Origin of the sequence: Catellatospora coxensis (assembly GCF_016862635.1) — a bacterium.
GTDB classification, from domain to species: domain Bacteria; phylum Actinomycetota; class Actinomycetes; order Mycobacteriales; family Micromonosporaceae; genus Catellatospora; species Catellatospora coxensis.
The window spans coordinates 145,126-160,129 of the sequence record NZ_BONI01000001.1; the positions used below are offsets into that span (position 1 = coordinate 145,126).

A 15,004-nucleotide genomic window follows, 5' to 3' on the forward strand; every position below is an offset into this window, starting at 1 on the left:
ATGACACCAGACACCCCACGCCCCGCGGCGGGTGCGCCCAAGCAGCGCAGCCGGGTCCGCAGGCGGCTGAACTCGGCGCTGCGCATGTTCGCCGCGCTGGTCTTCGCGGGCGGCATCTACGCGATCGTCGCGCCCGGCGGAGCCCAGGGCGCCGCCCCGCTCACCCCGGCCGCCGAGGCCGGCAAGGCGCTGTACGACGTGAGCTGCATCTCCTGCCACGGCGCGAACGCGCAGGGCGTGCCCGGCCGCGGTCCGAGCCTGATCGGCGTCGGCTCGGCGGCCGTGGAGTTCCAGGTGGAGACGGGCCGCATGCCGGCCGCCCGCCAGGAGGCCCAGGCGGAGCGCAAGGACCCGATGTTCACCAACGACCAGGCGCGCCAGCTCGGCGCCTTCATCCAGGAGCTGGGCGGCGGCCCGCAGCTCCCGGAGGGCGAGGACTTCGCGTCCAAGGGCGACATCGCCCGCGGTGGTGAGCTGTACCGGATCAACTGCTCGTCCTGCCACGCCTTCTCCGGCGGCGGCGGCGCGCTGTCCAGCGGCAAGTTCGCGCCGACCCTGGAGCCGGCCACCGACCGGCAGATCTACGCGGCGATGCTGACCGGCCCGCAGAACATGCCGGTCTTCGGTGACAACGAGCTGTCGCCGCAGGACAAGTTCGACATCATCGCGTACGTGCAGAACCTGAAGAGCGACAGCGACCCGGGTGGCTGGGGCCTCGGCCGTTTCGGCCCCGTGACCGAGGGCCTGGCGATCTTCCTGGTCGGCGTGGTGGCACTGGTCTTCGCAGCGCTGTGGATTGCGGGTAAGTCATGAGTGACACGAACACCCAGGTGCGCGACGCCGCGGGCGTCGACCTGGACAACCCGAACCTGACCAGGTTCGACATCGTGCGCGAGGGCGCGCGGCGCGACGGCGTGGAGATCGTCCACTACGAGCCGCAGTACGCGCCGGGTTCGAAGGGCGAGAAGCGGATGACCCGCATCGTCGCCTTCTTCTTCCTGCTCACCGGCATCATGTCGACCTTGTTCGTGATCGCCTTCATCTGGTGGCCGTGGGAGTACGAGCTGGGCCCGCACGCCAGCAAGTACTACACCCCGGTGCTCGGCCTGACCCTGGGCCTGGCCCTGGTCGGCGTCGGCCTGGGCATCCTCACCTGGGGCAAGAAGCTGCTCCCGCACGAGATCGCGATCCAGGAGCGGCACGACGGCCCGTCGTCGCCGGAGGAGCAGAAGCTCACCGGCTCCACGCTGCAGTTCATCGGCGCCGAGATGGGCCTGGGCCGGCGGCCGATCCTGAAGTGGTCGCTGCTGGGCCTGGCCCCGCTGGGTCTGGCGGCCGCGGCGGTGCCGATCGGCGCGCTGATCAAGGACCCGCACCACCCGGACATCCTGTTCAAGACCGGGTTCGCGGGCGCGACGCGGGCCAACCCGATCCGGCTGATGCACGACGACGGCACCCTGGTGCGGCCGGAAGAGGTGAGCACCGGTGGCCAGATCACGGTGTTCCCGAACATCCCGGGCGGGGCCAGCAACCACTACGCGGACTCGCCCACGCTGCTGATCCACCTGCGGGAGGAGGACGCGGCGCTGCTGAACGGCCGGCTGTACTCGATCAACCAGAACAGCCCCTGGAGCAGCTTCGTGGCGTACTCGAAGATCTGCACCCACGCGGGCTGCCCGGCCAGCCTGTACGAGCAGCAGACGAACCGCCTGCTCTGCCCGTGCCACCAGTCCCAGTTCCTCATCACGGACAACGCCCGGCCGATCTTCGGCCCGGCGACGCGGTCCCTGCCCATGCTGCCCATCAGCGTGGACAAGGAGGGCTACCTCGTGGCGGTCGGCGACTACAAGGTGCCGGTCGGGCCGGCGTTCTGGGAGAAGGACTGACCATGAAGCGTCGCAAGGTTGACCTGAAAGCCCTCCCGGGCAAGACCGCCCAGGAGGTGGACACCCGGCTGCCCGTCGCCACCCCGCTGCGCGGCATCCTGAACAAGGTGTTCCCCGACCACTGGTCGTTCCTGCTGGGCGAGATCGCGCTGTTCTCGTTCATCATCCTGCTGCTGACCGGCACGTTCCTCGCGCTGTTCTTCGAGCCGTCGCTGCAGGAGGTGCACTACAACGGCTCGTACCTGCCGCTGCAGGGCGTGCAGATGTCGCGGGCGTACGAGACGGCGCTGGACCTGTCGTTCGACGTGCGCGGCGGCCTGATCATGCGCCAGATGCACCACTGGGCGGCGCTGCTGTTCATGGCCGCGATCGTGGTGCACATGTTCCGGATCTTCATGACCGGCGCGTTCCGCAAGCCGCGTGAGATCAACTGGATCATCGGCCTGAGCATGTTCTGGCTGGGCTTCACCGAGGGCTTCGCCGGCTACTCGCTGCCCGACGACGCGCTGTCCGGCACCGGCCTGCGCATCGCCTCGGCGATCATGCTGTCCATCCCGGTGATCGGCTCCTGGGTGACCACGTCGCTGTTCGGCGGCGAGTTCCCCGGCGAGATCATCCTGTCCCGCCTGTACATCCTGCACGTGTTCCTGCTGCCGCTGATCCTGCTCGCGCTGGTCTCCATCCACGTGGGCCTGGTCTTCGTGCAGAAGCACACGCAGTGGCCGGGGCCGGGCCGCACCAACAAGAACGTGGTCGGCGAGCGCATGTTCCCGCGCTACGCGATCAAGCAGGGCGGCTTCTTCATGCTCGTCTTCGCGGTCATCGCGCTGATGGGCGGCCTCTTCCAGATCAACCCGATCTGGCTGTTCGGCCCGTACGAGGCCGCGGTGGTCTCCGCGGGCAGCCAGCCCGACTGGTACGTCATGTTCCTCGACGGCTCGACCCGTCTGATGCCCGCCTGGGACATCAGGTTCCTCGGCTACAACATCCCGCCGCTGTTCTGGCCGACCGTGGTGCTCCCGGGCATCCTGACGGTGCTGCCGATGGCGTATCCGTGGATCGAGGCGCGCTGGAAGAAGGACAAGGCCTCGCACAACCTGCTCCAGCGCCCGCGCGACGTGCCGGACCGCACCGGTCTGGCCGCCATGGCCCTGGCGTTCTACCTGGTGCTGACGATCTCCGGCGGTAACGACATCTTCGCCGACAAGTTCCACATCAGCCTGAACGCGATGACCTGGGCCGGCCGCATCGGCCTGCTGATCCTGCCGCCGCTGGCGTACTACTTCGCCCGCCGCCTCGCGCTGGGCCTGCAGCAGCACGACCGCGAGGTGCTGGCGCACGGCGTCGAGACCGGCATCATCAAGCGGCTGCCGGACGGGCGCTTCGTCGAGGTGCACCAGCCGCTGGCCGCGCCCGACGAGCACGGCCACACCGACCTGCCGTACGTCGGCTGGACGGTGCCGAAGAAGATGAACCGCCTCGGCGCGCTGGGCCCGGCCGTGCGCGGCTTCTTCCGGCCGATCGAGCAGCCGGCTCCGCCGCAGCAGGAGGAGCAGCCGCGCGAGGAGATCACGAGCGGCAAGAGCTGATCCGGGAACGGTTCCGCACGGCGCAGGGCGTCCACCGCGAGGTGGGCGCCCTGCGCCGTTTCCGTGCCTCCGTGCCCGGGTGGGCACCGTCACCAGGACCGGGACGCCATCGGTCACGGATCTTGGGGGACCGCCATGGCATAGTCGTGGCGCATCAGACGTCGGCGCGCGGTTCACCCGGGAGGCAATTTCATGATCACAGCAGGACACGCGGGCAAGCGCGACCCGCGGACCGTACCGGCGGCACGCCGGCCCGTCGCGGCCACCGGCCTGGCCCGGCACGCCGTCTTCAACGGCGCGTGGACCGTCGGCTGCTGCGCGTCGGTCCACACCGGACCGGGCTGCCGGCCGATGTCGCTGATGCCCAACTGAGAGCCCGCGCGGCCCGTGCCACGCGGCTCGGCGGCACGGTCGTCCCCGCGTCGTAGTCTTCCCACAGGACGGCGGCGCGAGGGGGACCGGCGATGCAGGACGCACTGGCGGCGATGCAGGCACTGGCGACGGCCGAGGGCCGGGCCGACCCCTACCCGCACTACGAGCGGCTGCGCGCGGCGGGTCCGGTGGCGCCGCTGGGCGAGGGGTTCGCGGTCGTCACCGGGTACGCCGAGGCCGACCAGGTGCTGCGGGACGCCTCGTTCCGGGTCACCGACGCCGTCGCGCTGGACCGGGCGATGCCCGGCTGGCGCACCGTCGCCTCCTGGCAGTGGCTGAGCCGCACCATGCTGTGGCGCAACGCCCCCGACCACACCCGGCTGCGCCGGCTGGCCGGCTCGGCGTTCACGGCCCGCCGGGTCGCGGCGCTGCGCGCCGACGTCACCGCGCTGGCCGAGGAGCTCATCGAGCCGATCGCGGCGGCCGGCGGGCCGGTCGACTTCATGGACGAGGTGGCGTACCCGTTGCCCGTGTCGGTGATCTGCGCCCTGCTCGGGGTGCCCGTCGCCGACCGGGACTGGTTCCGGCCGCGGGCGCAGGACCTGACCCTGGCCCTGGAGGTGTTCGCCGGCGACCCGCAGGAACTGGCCCGCGCCGACGCCGCGAGCGACGAGCTCGCCGAGTACTTCGTCGACCTGATGGCGCGGCGGCAGCGCGAACCCGGCGACGACATGATCAGCGATCTGCTGGCGGCGGGCGCGGAGGGCCGCATCCGCGGGGCGGAACTCGTCTCGCACCTGGTGCTGCTGCTGGTCGCGGGCTTCGAGACGACGACCAACCTGCTCGGCAACGGCCTGGCCATGCTGCTCGACCGGCCGGAGCACCTCGCCCGGCTGCGCGCGGACCCGGCGCTGTCGGCGGCGTACATCGAGGAGATGCTGCGGCTCGACCCACCCGTGCAGGTCACCTCCCGTTACGCCGGGCAGGACGGCGAGCTGGCCGGGGTGGCGCTGCCCGCCGGCACCGAGGTGCTGCTCGTGCTCGCCGCGACCGGCCGCGACCCGCGCCGCTTCGCCGCGCCGGCCGACTTCCTGCCCGACCGCCCGGCCGTGCCGTCCCTGTCCTTCGGCGCAGGCGCGCACTACTGCCTCGGCGCGCCGCTGGCCCGCCTGGAGGCCCAGCTCGCCTTCCCCATACTCCTGGAGAAGCTGCCCCACCTGCGCTCGGCCGGCGTCCCCACCCGCCGTGACCGCCTCGGCTTCCGCGGCTACGCCACCCTGCCCATCACGGCCTGACGCGCCTGCATCGGCGCCCGTGCCCGGCGTCGCCGCGCCATGATCGTCCGACTTGCCGGGCACCTGTGCGTATCTTGAGCCCGCATTCGCCCAGGTGCCTGGCAACTCGAACGACCTTGGTGTGGGACCCGTCTCGGCTGGGTCGGGGCCAGGGGAGGCGCGCCGGGGCGGTCAGTGGCGGATCGGGAGCCAGGCGGTGATACGGGGGGCCAGGGCGGCGCCGGCCTTGACCCATTTGAAGTGGTCCAGGGGAGCGGCCGCGGCGGCGGTGGTGAGGTGGTCGCGGTGGACCTGCGCGCCGGTGAGGGCGGCGACCAGGTGATCGGTGGTCTCCGGTGGGGTGTACTGGTCGTCGTCGACGCTGATCGCGAGCACCGGCAGGTCCAGCTGGGACAGACCCGGCTCCGCGCCCAGGTGGGCGGGGAACGCGCCGTGGCGGGCGGTGTGGGCCCAGTCGCGGATGACGCCGCGGGCCTGGCGGCCGCCGAAGCCCCAGCCGGGCCAGACCCGCAGCACGGCGGAGACGGCGTTGACGAACTGCGTCATGGCGAGAACGCCCAGCCCTCGGCGGGGGTAGGTGCGCCAGTACGGCAGCCCGACGGCGATCAGGACCAGTCCGTCCACGCCGTGGTTCGCGCCGTGGGCGGCTTCGCGGGCCAGGTGCAGCACGCAGATCTGCCCGCCGAGCGAGTGTCCGAGCAGGATGGTGCGCCGCCCGGCGCGGTGTTCCGCGAGGGCCTCCAGCACGGCGGGGACGTCGTCGGCGAGTTCGGTGTAGCCGTACCGGCTGTCCCAGCCGGGGCGGGGTGCGCTGGCGCCGGTGCCGCGCAGGTCGGCCACCGCGACGCCGAGACCGGCCGCGTTGAGCGAGTGCGCGAACCGGGTGTAGTAACCGGCGGGCACGCCCATCGCGGGGAAGACGACGACCAGCGGCGCGGCGGGGTCCGCTACGAGGTGGAGCTGGACGCCGAGCCGGTCGCTGCCACGGTCCACGGTGAGCTGCATGGCAGCAGCCTAGACCGCGAGGTTACTCGCAAGTAAGCACTGTGGGGTGTGACGCGGGCCGCTCGGCGAGGGGTCACCTTCCGCCGCTCAGAAGCCGATGGCGAACGCCTGCTCCAGGTCGTGCCGCGAGTACGAGCGGAACGCGATGTGCGTGTCCGTGTTGAGCACGCCGGGAACCTTCGAGATGCCGCCCGCGATGACCTCGGCGATGTGGTCGAACTCGCGCACCCGCACGATGGCGATCAGGTCGACGCCGCCCGCGACGGAGTACACCTCGCTGACTCCCTCCAGGTTGGCCAGCTCCTCGGCGACCTCCGGGATCGCGTCGGTCGCGCAGTCGATGAGAACGATCGCTGTGATCACCGGGAACTCCTTGCCGTCGAGCGCCGTGCCCGAACTTCGATCATGAACTTGTGCCCGCGACACGCCGCCGAGCCGTGCCATAAGTTCATGATCGACGCTGTGGGTGTGGCGTGGGTGGGTCTCAGGCCATGTTATGGGGCCGGGACGGTGAGGTCGGGGCCGACCCGGATCACGCGGTGCAGGTTCTCGTGGGGGGCGACGGTGGCGCCGGGCCAGAGGACGCAGTCGCGGACGGTGCCGTGCACGCGGGAGCCGGCGCCGAGGATGCTGCCGTGCGCCTCGCCGGTGACCTGTACGCCGGCGCCGAACAGGTTGCCGCCGCCGGCGGCGTCCAGGTTGGCGTCCAGGTAGTCGGTGGGGGTGCCGCAGTCCAGGTAGCGGCCGGGCAGCGGGATCACGTCCAGGCGGCCGGTCTGCTCGGCGGGACGCCACGTGGTGCGCACGAGCTCGCGAGGCTTGTCGGGCAGGGCCGCGGCGTCGGCGGCGGGCAGCAGCGACGCGCCCGCGAAGTTGTAGCCGTGGAACGGGTCGGGCAGCCCGGCCTTGACGCCGTGCATCCGGACGCGCTCGCCGTCCCAGCCGGTCAGCAGCGCGGCCAGGTCCTCGGGGGCGTCGGCGACGACGTACGCGTCGGCGTTGAGCACCAGCACCGCCCGCCCGTCGATCCAGCCGCGCAGGTTGCCCAGCGCCCCGGCGGTGCCCAGCGGCTCCGGCTCGAAGGACAGCCGCACCCGGCCGTCCACGTAGTCGGCGATCTGCCCGGCCAGCCAGTGCGTGTTGACCGCGACCCGGTCCGGCCCGGTCAGCCCGACCTCGGCCAGCCGGTCGAGCGTACGGTCCAGCAGCGTCTGGTTGCCGACCGGCACCAAAGCCTTGGGCCGCAGCATGGTCAGCGGGCGCAGCCGGGTGCCCAGGCCCGCGGCGAGTACCACGGCGCAGACGTCGGCGGGTGCTCTCACCGCGCCACGTCCATGTTGTCGCGCAGGTGCGCCTCCGGGCCGATGCCGTAGTGGCCGAGCAGCCGGGCCGTCGCCGGGGTCACCACGGGCAGCTCGTCGACGGCGTGCCAGCGGGCCTCCCACACCTCCGCGCCGTCGACGCTGAGCGGGGTGCGGGCGGCGGGCACCCGGGCGGTGAAGACCATGTCCACCCAGTGCCCGCGGTGGTGCACCACCGCGTTCGGGATCGCCGGGCTGACCTGGTCCAGGGTGAGCCGGATGCCGGTCTCCTCGGCCGCCTCCCGGCACGCCCCGACGATCGGGGGCTCCCGCCGCTCCAGCAGCCCGGCGGGCAGCGTCCAGCCGCGTCCCGGGGGCTGGCGCAGCAGCAGGATGCGCTCGGGGCCGGCGGCCTCGCTGTCGAAGATGAGCACCACCGAGCCCACCGAGTAGCGCGCGGTCACCAGCTTCACCATGCGGCTGCGCCAGCGCGGCGGGATCCGGTAGAAGACGCCGTAGCCGAAGGAGACGAGTTTCGTGCCCAGCGGCGAGCGCCGGTTCACCCGGGTGCCCGGGTTCGCGCTGGGGGATTCGCCGGTTCGCTCCTCGTTCTTCACCTTGCCAGGCTAGTCGACGAGCGTCGCGGCGGCGTGTCAGCGGCGTCGCGGCGCGGGGGGACCACGTTCACCGGGGGCGTGCGGGCCGCCTCGTTCTGGTTGTCCACGCTGGCGATGAGCTGGTCGACGATGGTGTCCGCGGACACCCGGTGCTCGGCGACGGCGATCAGCAGCGTGTCGAGGTCCGGGTAGTCCAGCGCCTGGGCGAGGCTGATCAGGCGCTGCTCGTCGGCCAGGGCCCGGTCCCGCCGGCGCAGGGCCAGCCCGATCGCGGCCCGGCCCAGCTGCAGGCGGTCGCTGACGGTGCCCGCGGCGACCTCGGGCTCGGTGAACCTGCGGCTCAGCCGCAGCCGCGCGTTCGGCGACTTGACGAACTCCAGCCACTCCCGGCGCGGGCCGGGATGGTTACGCGCCCGGCTGACCAGGATGTCCACCACGTCGCCGTCGGTCAGCGCCGCGTTGAGCGGGGTCAGCACGCCGTTCACGGTCGCCGCGACGCAGCGGTCGCCGGTCCGGGTGCCCAGCTCGTACGCCACGTCGACCGGGCTCGCGCCCGCGGGCAGCAGTAGCTGGCGTCCCCAGGCGAAGACCTGGATCTGCTGCTCGGCCAGGTCGCAGCGCAGCGTCTCGACGAACTGCACCGCGTCCGGGGCGGCCTGCTCCAGGTCCAGCGCGCGGCGCAGCCAGGCGTGCTCGCCGTGCTGGCGGGGCGGCGGCACGACCTCGCGGGGCGCGGTGCGCACCGGGTTGAACAGGCTCAGCGCCGTGCTGCGCCGCGACTGGCGCGCCGGGTATCGGAACGGGGCGACCACGCCGTACTCCACCGCGCGGTGCATCTGCTCGGTGCGGATCAGCACCTCGACCATCTGGTCGCCGGGGCCCAGCACCGTGGTGTGCAGCGAGCGGTAGAGGTTGTTCTTGGGCGCGGCGATGAAGTCCTTGAACCGGCCCGGGATCGGCTTCCACTGCTGGTGCACCGCGCACAGGGCGGCGTAGCAGTCGGGGTCGTCGCCCTCGAGGATCACCACGATGCGGGGCAGGTCCATCGGGACCGGGCTGCCCGCCTGCTGGGTGTCCTTCCAGATCGAGTAGTAGTGCCGGGGGCGCGGCTTCACCCGGCCGTCGAGCTTCTCCCGGCGCAGCGCGCCCCGGCCCAGGGTGACCAGGTTCTGCACGTAGTCGTTCCAGTCCGGCCGGTTGGACACCATGCCGTCGATGCGCTCGTACTCCTCCGGGTCGAGGAAGAGCAGCACCTTGTCTTCCAGCTCGCGCTTGAGCGCCTGGATGCCGAGCCGGTCGCACAGCGGCACCAGCACCTCGCGGGTCGCACCGGCGATGCGGGCGCGGGAGGCCGCCGAGCGCGCGTCCAGCGTCTGCATGTTGTGCAGCCGGTCGGCGAGCTTGATGACCAGCACCCGGATGTCCTGCCCCGCGGCGACGATCATCTTGCGGATGGTCTCGGCCTCCGCGCGGGCGCCGAAGTGCGCCTTGTCGAACTTGGTGACCCCGTCGACCAGGTGCGCGACGTCCGGGCCGAAGTCCGCGCGCAGCTGCGCCAGGGTGTAGCTGGTGTCCTCGACCGTGTCGTGCAGCAGCGCCGCGGCCAGGGTGGTGCCGTCCATGCCCAGGTGGGCCAGGATCTCCGCGACGGCCAGCGGGTGCGTGATGTACGGGTCGCCGCTCTTGCGCATCTGGCCCCGGTGCATGCGCTCGGCGACCAGGTAGGCGCGGCGCAGCAGGGCGACGTCGGAGCCGGAGTGCACCTGATGGTGCGCCTTGATCAGTGCGGTGACCGGGTCGGCGGGCGCCGGCGCCCGCTCGCGCATGTTCGGCCAGCTGAGCATCGCCCGTAGCCGGGTGGTGAGCATGCTCTCCCCGGCCCGGCCCGTGACCGGAATCCCCGTCGCCACCGTGGCGGCTTCCGCGTCCACTGAGGACACCCCCCTCACCGCGTGGAGGTGGAGCGTCGCGTGGCACGTACGCGGCCTCGACGCCCCGTCACGACTGCCCACTTCCGAGAGATCTCTGGATATCGCTCCATAGCCTAGTAACGAACGTCGCAGCCGAATGGTCAAGACCTTTCATGCGTTCGGTCAAGTAATGGCCGAACGGGTATGCCGACTGGACTTCCGGCGACCGCTCTGCGGCCTTAATCGGTGACATCCTCCGCGTTCGCTCCGGATGTCACCGAGCGGCCGGCAACCGCGGTCGCCTGTGCGGCCCGCAGCCGCGGTCGCCTAGGCCCGGCTCGCCTGGAGGAGCATCTTCCAGCGGGCCGCGCCGCGGGCCGGGGAGGCCCAGCCGGAGGTGGCCTCCACCAGGCGCGTCTCCGGGCGTTCCAGCCAGTCGAGGATGCGTTCGGTCTCCTCGGGGGTGGCGGCCGGCGTCGGGCCGGGCGCGGCGAGCACCGTCTCGGCGGTCGGGCGCAGCACGTCGAGCGTCCGTCGGGGGTGGACGCCCGGCTCGGCGGTCGCCGCGGCGGCCAGCCGCCCCCGCCGCACGATGGCGATCTCCCACGCGTTGCGCTCGGTGCGCCGGGCCGCGATCAGCTCCTCGATCGAGGTGAGCGACGAAAGCCGCTGCATGCGCACGGCCGCGCGCAGGAACGCGGCGAGCCGGTCGCGCACCGCCGCCGCGTCCTCGTAGCGCTGCGCGTCGGACAGCTTGCGGATGCGGGCCAGCAGCGGGTCCACGACGGCGTCCGGATCGCCGTCGAACGCGGCCCGCAGCGGCGCGGCGGCCTGAACGTCGTACTCCTCGACGCTGATCGCGAGCTGGCACGGGGCCGGACACTTGCCGAGTTCGGCGAGCGCGCAGGCGGGGGAGGCCTTCCGCGGCGACAGCTTCGGCGTGCACTGCCGCAGCGGCAGCGCCTCGTGGATCGCGTCCACCGCCGCCTGGGCGGCCGCCCGCCCGGCGAACGGCCCCAGGTAGGACGCGCCGTCGGCGGTCAGCTGCCGGACCACGGACAGCCGGGGGAAGGCCTCCGCGGTCAGCTTCAGCCACTGCACCCGCTCCGGGTGCTTCGACCGCCGGTTGTACGGCGGCGCGTGCGCCGCGATCAGCCGCAGCTCGCGTACCTGCGCCTCCAGGGCGTGCGCGCACTCGACGGCGTCCACCCGCACCGCCGCGCCGAGCATCTCCTTGATCCGGGCCCGGCGCTCGGCGGCGGTGAAGTAGCTGCGCACCCGGGTCGCGATGTCGTTGGAGGTGCCGACGTACAGCGGCCGGTCGTCGGCGGCCCGGAACAGGTAGACCCCGGGCGCGTGCGGCAGGTTCTCGGCCAGGTGCTTCTTGGCCCGCTGCACCGGCGCGACCGCCTTGACGAACTCGATGGTGTCGCCGAGCGTGTGCACCCTGTGCCCGCCGAGCCGGGCGATCAGCGCGTGCAGCACCCCGACCGTGGCCCGCGCGTCGGCCATGGCCCGGTGGTTGGGCTGGTCGCCGACCCGGAAGTACGCCGCCAGCGTGCCGAGCTTGTTGTTGGGCACCTCGTCGCGCAGCAGTACCCGCCGGGCCAGCGCCACGGTGTCCACGATCCGCGGATTCGGCCAGCGGTAGCCGTGCGCCGCGCAGGCCGCCTTCAGGAAACCCGTGTCGTACGGCGCGTTGTGCGCGACCAGGACCGCGCCGGACAGGAACTCCAGCAGCGAGGGCAGCACCGCCTCGATCGGCGGGGCCTCCACCGTCATCGCGGTGGTGATGCCGGTCAGCACGGTGATGAACGGCGGGATCGGCACCCCGGGGTTGATCAGCGTGCCGAACGAGCCCAGTTCCTCGCCGCCGCGCACCTTGACCGCGCCGATCTCGGTGATGCCCGCGCCGTCCGGCGCGCCGCCGGTGGTCTCCAGGTCGAGCACCACGAATGTGGTGTGCCGCAGGTCCAGCTGCAGCGGATCGGCCAGCATGCCGTCGAGGGTCGGCTGTTCGAATCGGTCACCGGGCGCGGCGGGGCGCGCGGACGGCACCTGGGACGGGGACGGCACAGACCGGACGCTAAACGTCCGGTACGACATGGGTGGTCGGCGAGGACGCCGAGCCGCGAACCTGAGCGACAAGATCGGTAAGTCGGTGGAACACTAGGACCATGTCAGCCGCTGAACTTTCGTTCGACGCCTCCTCCGGGGACCCGGCGGGGGCGGCTGACTTCGTGCCCGAGCCGATCCTGCCCGAGCCGGTCCGCCAGCGGGTGGTCGCGCTGGCCGCGGCCGTGCTGACCGCACTGCCCAACGACGAGATGCCCGTCGCGCTACGCAAGGTCGCCAAATTCGCGCCCAACCGCCGGGCCCGGCTCGGCGGCGCGGCAATCGCGGCGCAGCTCACCGCCGACGCGGTGTTCCGGCAGCGGATCAGCGGCCGGGTGCTGGCCGACGCGGGCGAGCTGGGCGCGGCGGTGCTCGGCGGCATGGCCCCGGCCGCCGCCGACCCGATCGACGTCGCCGCGCTGGCCTACCTGGCCCGCCCCGAGGGCTGGCGTGACCTGCTCGACGCCGCCGGGCAGGCGGTCGCCGCCGAGGCGGAGAGCACGGCCGTCGCCGAGCACATCCGCGACGCCGAGACGCGGGCCGCCCGCGCCGAGCACGACCGGGCGGTGGCCCGGGTCGAGGCCGACAAGCTGCGCGACGAGCTGGCCCGGGTGCGTGACGAGCTGAACCAGCTGCGCGAGGAGACCCGCGCCGGCGGCAAGGCGCTGCGCGAGGCGCAGGCCCAGCTCAAGCGGGCCAACGAGCTGCTGGCCATCGAGAAGGGCCGGGCCGCCAAGGGGCACGGCGACCACGAGGCCGAGTTGCGCCGGCTGCGCGCGAAACTGGCCGACGCCGAGGCGGTGGCGGGCGACGCGCGCCAGGCCGCCCGCGACAGCCGGGCCGTCGACGAGGCGCGGCTGTGGCTGCTGCTGGAGACCATCGGGCAGGCCGCCGTGGGGCTGCGCCGGGAGCTGGCGCTGGACCCGGCGAAGGTGCTGCCGGGGGACACCGTCGCCGCGGCGTACGCCGACATGGCCGGCGCGCCCACCGCCAGCAACCGGGCTCAGGACGCCGACGACCCGGCCCGGCTGGCCCAGCTGCTCGCCCTGCCCAAGGCGCACCTGGTGGTCGACGGCTACAACGTGACCAAACGCGGCTTCGCCGAGATGTCGCTGGAGCAGCAGCGCAACCGGCTCGTCACCGGCCTGGGCGGGGTCGCCGCGCAGACCGGGGCGGAGGTCACCGTCGTCTTCGACGGGGCCGAGCGGGTGCACGGCCTGCCCGCCCCGCCGCGCGGGGTGCGGGTGCTGTTCTCGCGCAAGGGCGAGACCGCCGACGAGGTGATCCGCCGCCTGGTCCGGGCCGAGCCGCCGGGCCGCCCCATCGTCGTGGTCTCCTCCGACCGCGAGGTCGCCGACGGCGTACGCCGCCACGGCGCGTACCCGCTGAACTCCGAATCCCTCGTCCGCCGCCTCACCCGCAGCTGACCCGGCCATCATGCTCGGGCGGGCTTAGGATCGGGCGATGACGGTGCGGGGCTGGGCCTGGCTGACGTTGATCGTCCTATGTGCCGCGCTGGCGGTGGCCGTGGCGGTGCTGGTGCCGTGGCACCGGCCGCCCGCACCCCGGGCCGATCAGCTCGCCGCGCTGGCCGAGCTGCCCGCGGACCGGGTCGCGCAGGCCCGGGAGCTGCGGGGCGAGCTGCGCTGGATCACCTACCCGGCGATGCTGATCGGGCTGGCGGCGGCGCTCGTGCTGGGGCTGACGCCGCTCGGTTCCTGGCTGGTGGGGCTGGTCCCCGGGCCGTGGATCGCCAAGGTGCTCGGCGGCGGTCTGCTGGTGCTGCTGGTCGCCGACCTGATCACGCTGCCGTTCGCCGCCTGGCGGCACACCGTGGCGGTGCGCTACGGGCTGTCCACTCAGGGCTGGGGCGGCTGGGCCGTCGACCTGCTCAAGGGGTACGCCGTCGCGGCGGTGCTCGGCGCGGTCGCGCTGCTCGGCTTCTACACGCTGACCCGGTTCCTGCCGAACTGGTGGTGGGCCGTCGGGGCGGTCGGCGCGGCGGCGCTCGTGGTGCTGCTCAGCTTCGTGTTCCCGGTGCTGGTCGAGCCGGTGTTCAACAAGTTCACACCGATGGCCGACGGGCCGCTGCGCACCGAGCTGATGGACCTGGCCCGGCGCGACGGGGTGCCGGTGCGCGACGTGCTGGTCGCCGACGCGTCCCGGCGCACCACCGCGCTCAACGCGTACGTCAGCGGCATCGGCCCGACCCGGCGCATCGTCGTGTACGACACGCTGCTGCGGGAGGCCCCGCAGTCGGAGGTGGTCGCGGTCGCCGCGCACGAGCTGGGGCACGCCGAACGCGGCGACGTGGTGATCGGCACGGTCATCGGCGCGCTCGGCGCGGCGACCTTCGTGGTCGGCCTGTACCTGCTGGGGGCGTGGAGCTGGCTGCTGCACCGGGCGGGCGTCGAGTCGATCGCCGAGCCTCGGGCCGTCGGGCTGCTGCTGGCCATCGCGACGGTCGGCGGGCTGCTGGCCGGGCCCGCGCAGGCGTACGTGTCGCGGCTGATCGAGGCGCGGGCCGACGAGCACGCGCTGGAGCTGACCGGCGACCCGGCCGGGTTCGAGCAGATGCAGGGCCGGCTGTCCCTGGTCAACCTCGGCGACCCCGACCCGCCCGCGTGGGAGCAGGCCCTGTTCGGCAGCCACCCGACCGCCGTCGAGCGCATGGCCGCCGCCCGTGCCTTCGCGCGGGGGCGCTGACGGGCACCTGTCCGCGCGCGCTCACATCATCTTTGGTGTGGGCACATCAAAGATGATGTGAGCCGGTCACGTCATGGCCGAGCCGAGCCCGGCACGCCGTGCGGTCTCGCGTCCCCGGCTTCGTGATCGCCGGTTGCGGCCGGTCGGCGGGGTCGGGCCGCAGATCATGACGCCAAACCGCGATCTCGGCGTTGCCGGGCGGGGATCG

The 15,004-nt window shown here is 73.0% G+C and carries 13 protein-coding genes; 7 read left to right on the top strand and 6 right to left on the bottom strand.

Going from position 1 to position 15,004, the window contains the following annotated elements:
* The 5 genes from qcrC (at position 1) to Cco03nite_RS00690 (ending at position 5,142) form a co-directional block, all read left to right on the top strand.
* The gene (qcrC, locus tag Cco03nite_RS00670; protein ID WP_203687903.1) at positions 1-813 is read left to right on the top strand and encodes a cytochrome bc1 complex diheme cytochrome c subunit; all 813 of its coding nucleotides are present in this window, start codon (positions 1-3) and stop codon (positions 811-813) included.
* The gene (gene qcrA / locus Cco03nite_RS00675) at positions 810-1,886 is read left to right on the top strand and encodes a cytochrome bc1 complex Rieske iron-sulfur subunit (RefSeq protein WP_203687904.1); all 1,077 of its coding nucleotides are present in this window, start codon (positions 810-812) and stop codon (positions 1,884-1,886) included. The genes qcrC and qcrA overlap by 4 nt, the downstream gene beginning before the upstream one ends.
* Positions 1,887-1,888: 2 nt before the next feature.
* Positions 1,889-3,475: a cytochrome bc1 complex cytochrome b subunit gene (qcrB, locus tag Cco03nite_RS00680; RefSeq protein ID WP_203687905.1), complete on the top strand. Its 1,587-nt coding sequence runs from the start codon at positions 1,889-1,891 to the stop codon at positions 3,473-3,475.
* A 192-nt stretch (positions 3,476-3,667) separates the two neighbouring features.
* Entirely contained in the window at positions 3,668-3,847 is a 180-nt protein-coding gene (locus Cco03nite_RS00685; RefSeq protein ID WP_203687906.1) for a hypothetical protein, read from the top strand.
* A gap of 92 nt (positions 3,848-3,939) precedes the next feature.
* Complete coding sequence (locus Cco03nite_RS00690; RefSeq protein WP_239167010.1) at positions 3,940-5,142, top strand: cytochrome P450; 1,203 nt, start codon at positions 3,940-3,942, stop codon at positions 5,140-5,142.
* Between the two features lie 171 nt (positions 5,143-5,313).
* On the opposite strand, the gene Cco03nite_RS00695 is transcribed toward Cco03nite_RS00690, so the two are convergent.
* The 6 genes from Cco03nite_RS00695 to Cco03nite_RS00720 form a co-directional block, all read right to left on the bottom strand.
* Positions 5,314-6,147: an alpha/beta hydrolase family protein gene (locus tag Cco03nite_RS00695; RefSeq protein ID WP_203687907.1), complete on the bottom strand. Its 834-nt coding sequence runs from the start codon at positions 6,145-6,147 to the stop codon at positions 5,314-5,316.
* Positions 6,148-6,234: 87 nt separating this feature from the next.
* Positions 6,235-6,510 carry an Lrp/AsnC family transcriptional regulator gene (locus Cco03nite_RS00700; RefSeq protein WP_203687908.1) on the bottom strand — a complete coding sequence of 92 codons (276 nt, stop codon included), beginning with the start codon at positions 6,508-6,510 and terminating at the stop codon, positions 6,235-6,237.
* 131 nt (positions 6,511-6,641) lie between these two features.
* A complete protein-coding gene (locus tag Cco03nite_RS00705; RefSeq protein ID WP_203687909.1) occupies positions 6,642-7,469 on the bottom strand; it encodes a nucleotidyltransferase family protein in 828 nt (275 codons plus the stop codon).
* The gene (locus tag Cco03nite_RS00710; RefSeq protein ID WP_203688044.1) at positions 7,466-8,011 is read right to left on the bottom strand and encodes an NUDIX hydrolase; all 546 of its coding nucleotides are present in this window, start codon (positions 8,009-8,011) and stop codon (positions 7,466-7,468) included. The genes Cco03nite_RS00705 and Cco03nite_RS00710 overlap by 4 nt, the downstream gene beginning before the upstream one ends.
* Positions 8,012-8,061: 50 nt before the next feature.
* Complete coding sequence (locus Cco03nite_RS00715) at positions 8,062-10,005, bottom strand: RelA/SpoT family protein (RefSeq protein ID WP_373314197.1); 1,944 nt, start codon at positions 10,003-10,005, stop codon at positions 8,062-8,064.
* 297 nt (positions 10,006-10,302) lie between these two features.
* Entirely contained in the window at positions 10,303-11,973 is a 1,671-nt protein-coding gene (locus tag Cco03nite_RS00720; protein ID WP_239167030.1) for a DEDD exonuclease domain-containing protein, read from the bottom strand.
* Between the two features lie 179 nt (positions 11,974-12,152).
* Between Cco03nite_RS00720 and Cco03nite_RS00725 the strand changes: the two genes are divergently transcribed.
* Both Cco03nite_RS00725 and Cco03nite_RS00730 read left to right on the top strand, forming a co-directional pair.
* On the top strand, positions 12,153-13,517 hold the full coding sequence (locus Cco03nite_RS00725) for an NYN domain-containing protein (protein ID WP_203687911.1): 1,365 nt from the start codon (positions 12,153-12,155) through the stop codon (positions 13,515-13,517).
* A 37-nt stretch (positions 13,518-13,554) separates the two neighbouring features.
* Positions 13,555-14,796, top strand: a complete 1,242-nt coding sequence (locus Cco03nite_RS00730; protein ID WP_203687912.1) for a M48 family metallopeptidase — start codon at positions 13,555-13,557, stop codon at positions 14,794-14,796.
* Positions 14,797-15,004: the final 208 nt, after the last annotated feature.

Excerpts from the sequence above, each read along its gene's own strand:
- qcrC (WP_203687903.1), top strand. The coding sequence starts at position 1 with ATGACACCAGACACCCCACGCCCCGCGGCGGGTGCGCCCAAGCAGCGC.
- qcrA (WP_203687904.1), top strand. The coding sequence starts at position 810 with ATGAGTGACACGAACACCCAGGTGCGCGACGCCGCGGGCGTCGACCTG.
- qcrB (WP_203687905.1), top strand. The coding sequence starts at position 1,889 with ATGAAGCGTCGCAAGGTTGACCTGAAAGCCCTCCCGGGCAAGACCGCC.
- Cco03nite_RS00685 (WP_203687906.1), top strand. The coding sequence starts at position 3,668 with ATGATCACAGCAGGACACGCGGGCAAGCGCGACCCGCGGACCGTACCG.
- Cco03nite_RS00690 (WP_239167010.1), top strand. The coding sequence starts at position 3,940 with ATGCAGGACGCACTGGCGGCGATGCAGGCACTGGCGACGGCCGAGGGC.
- Cco03nite_RS00695 (WP_203687907.1), bottom strand. The coding sequence starts at position 6,147 with ATGCAGCTCACCGTGGACCGTGGCAGCGACCGGCTCGGCGTCCAGCTC.
- Cco03nite_RS00720 (WP_239167030.1), bottom strand. The coding sequence starts at position 11,973 with ATGCTGGCCGATCCGCTGCAGCTGGACCTGCGGCACACCACATTCGTG.
- Cco03nite_RS00725 (WP_203687911.1), top strand. The coding sequence starts at position 12,153 with ATGTCAGCCGCTGAACTTTCGTTCGACGCCTCCTCCGGGGACCCGGCG.
- Cco03nite_RS00730 (WP_203687912.1), top strand. The coding sequence starts at position 13,555 with ATGACGGTGCGGGGCTGGGCCTGGCTGACGTTGATCGTCCTATGTGCC.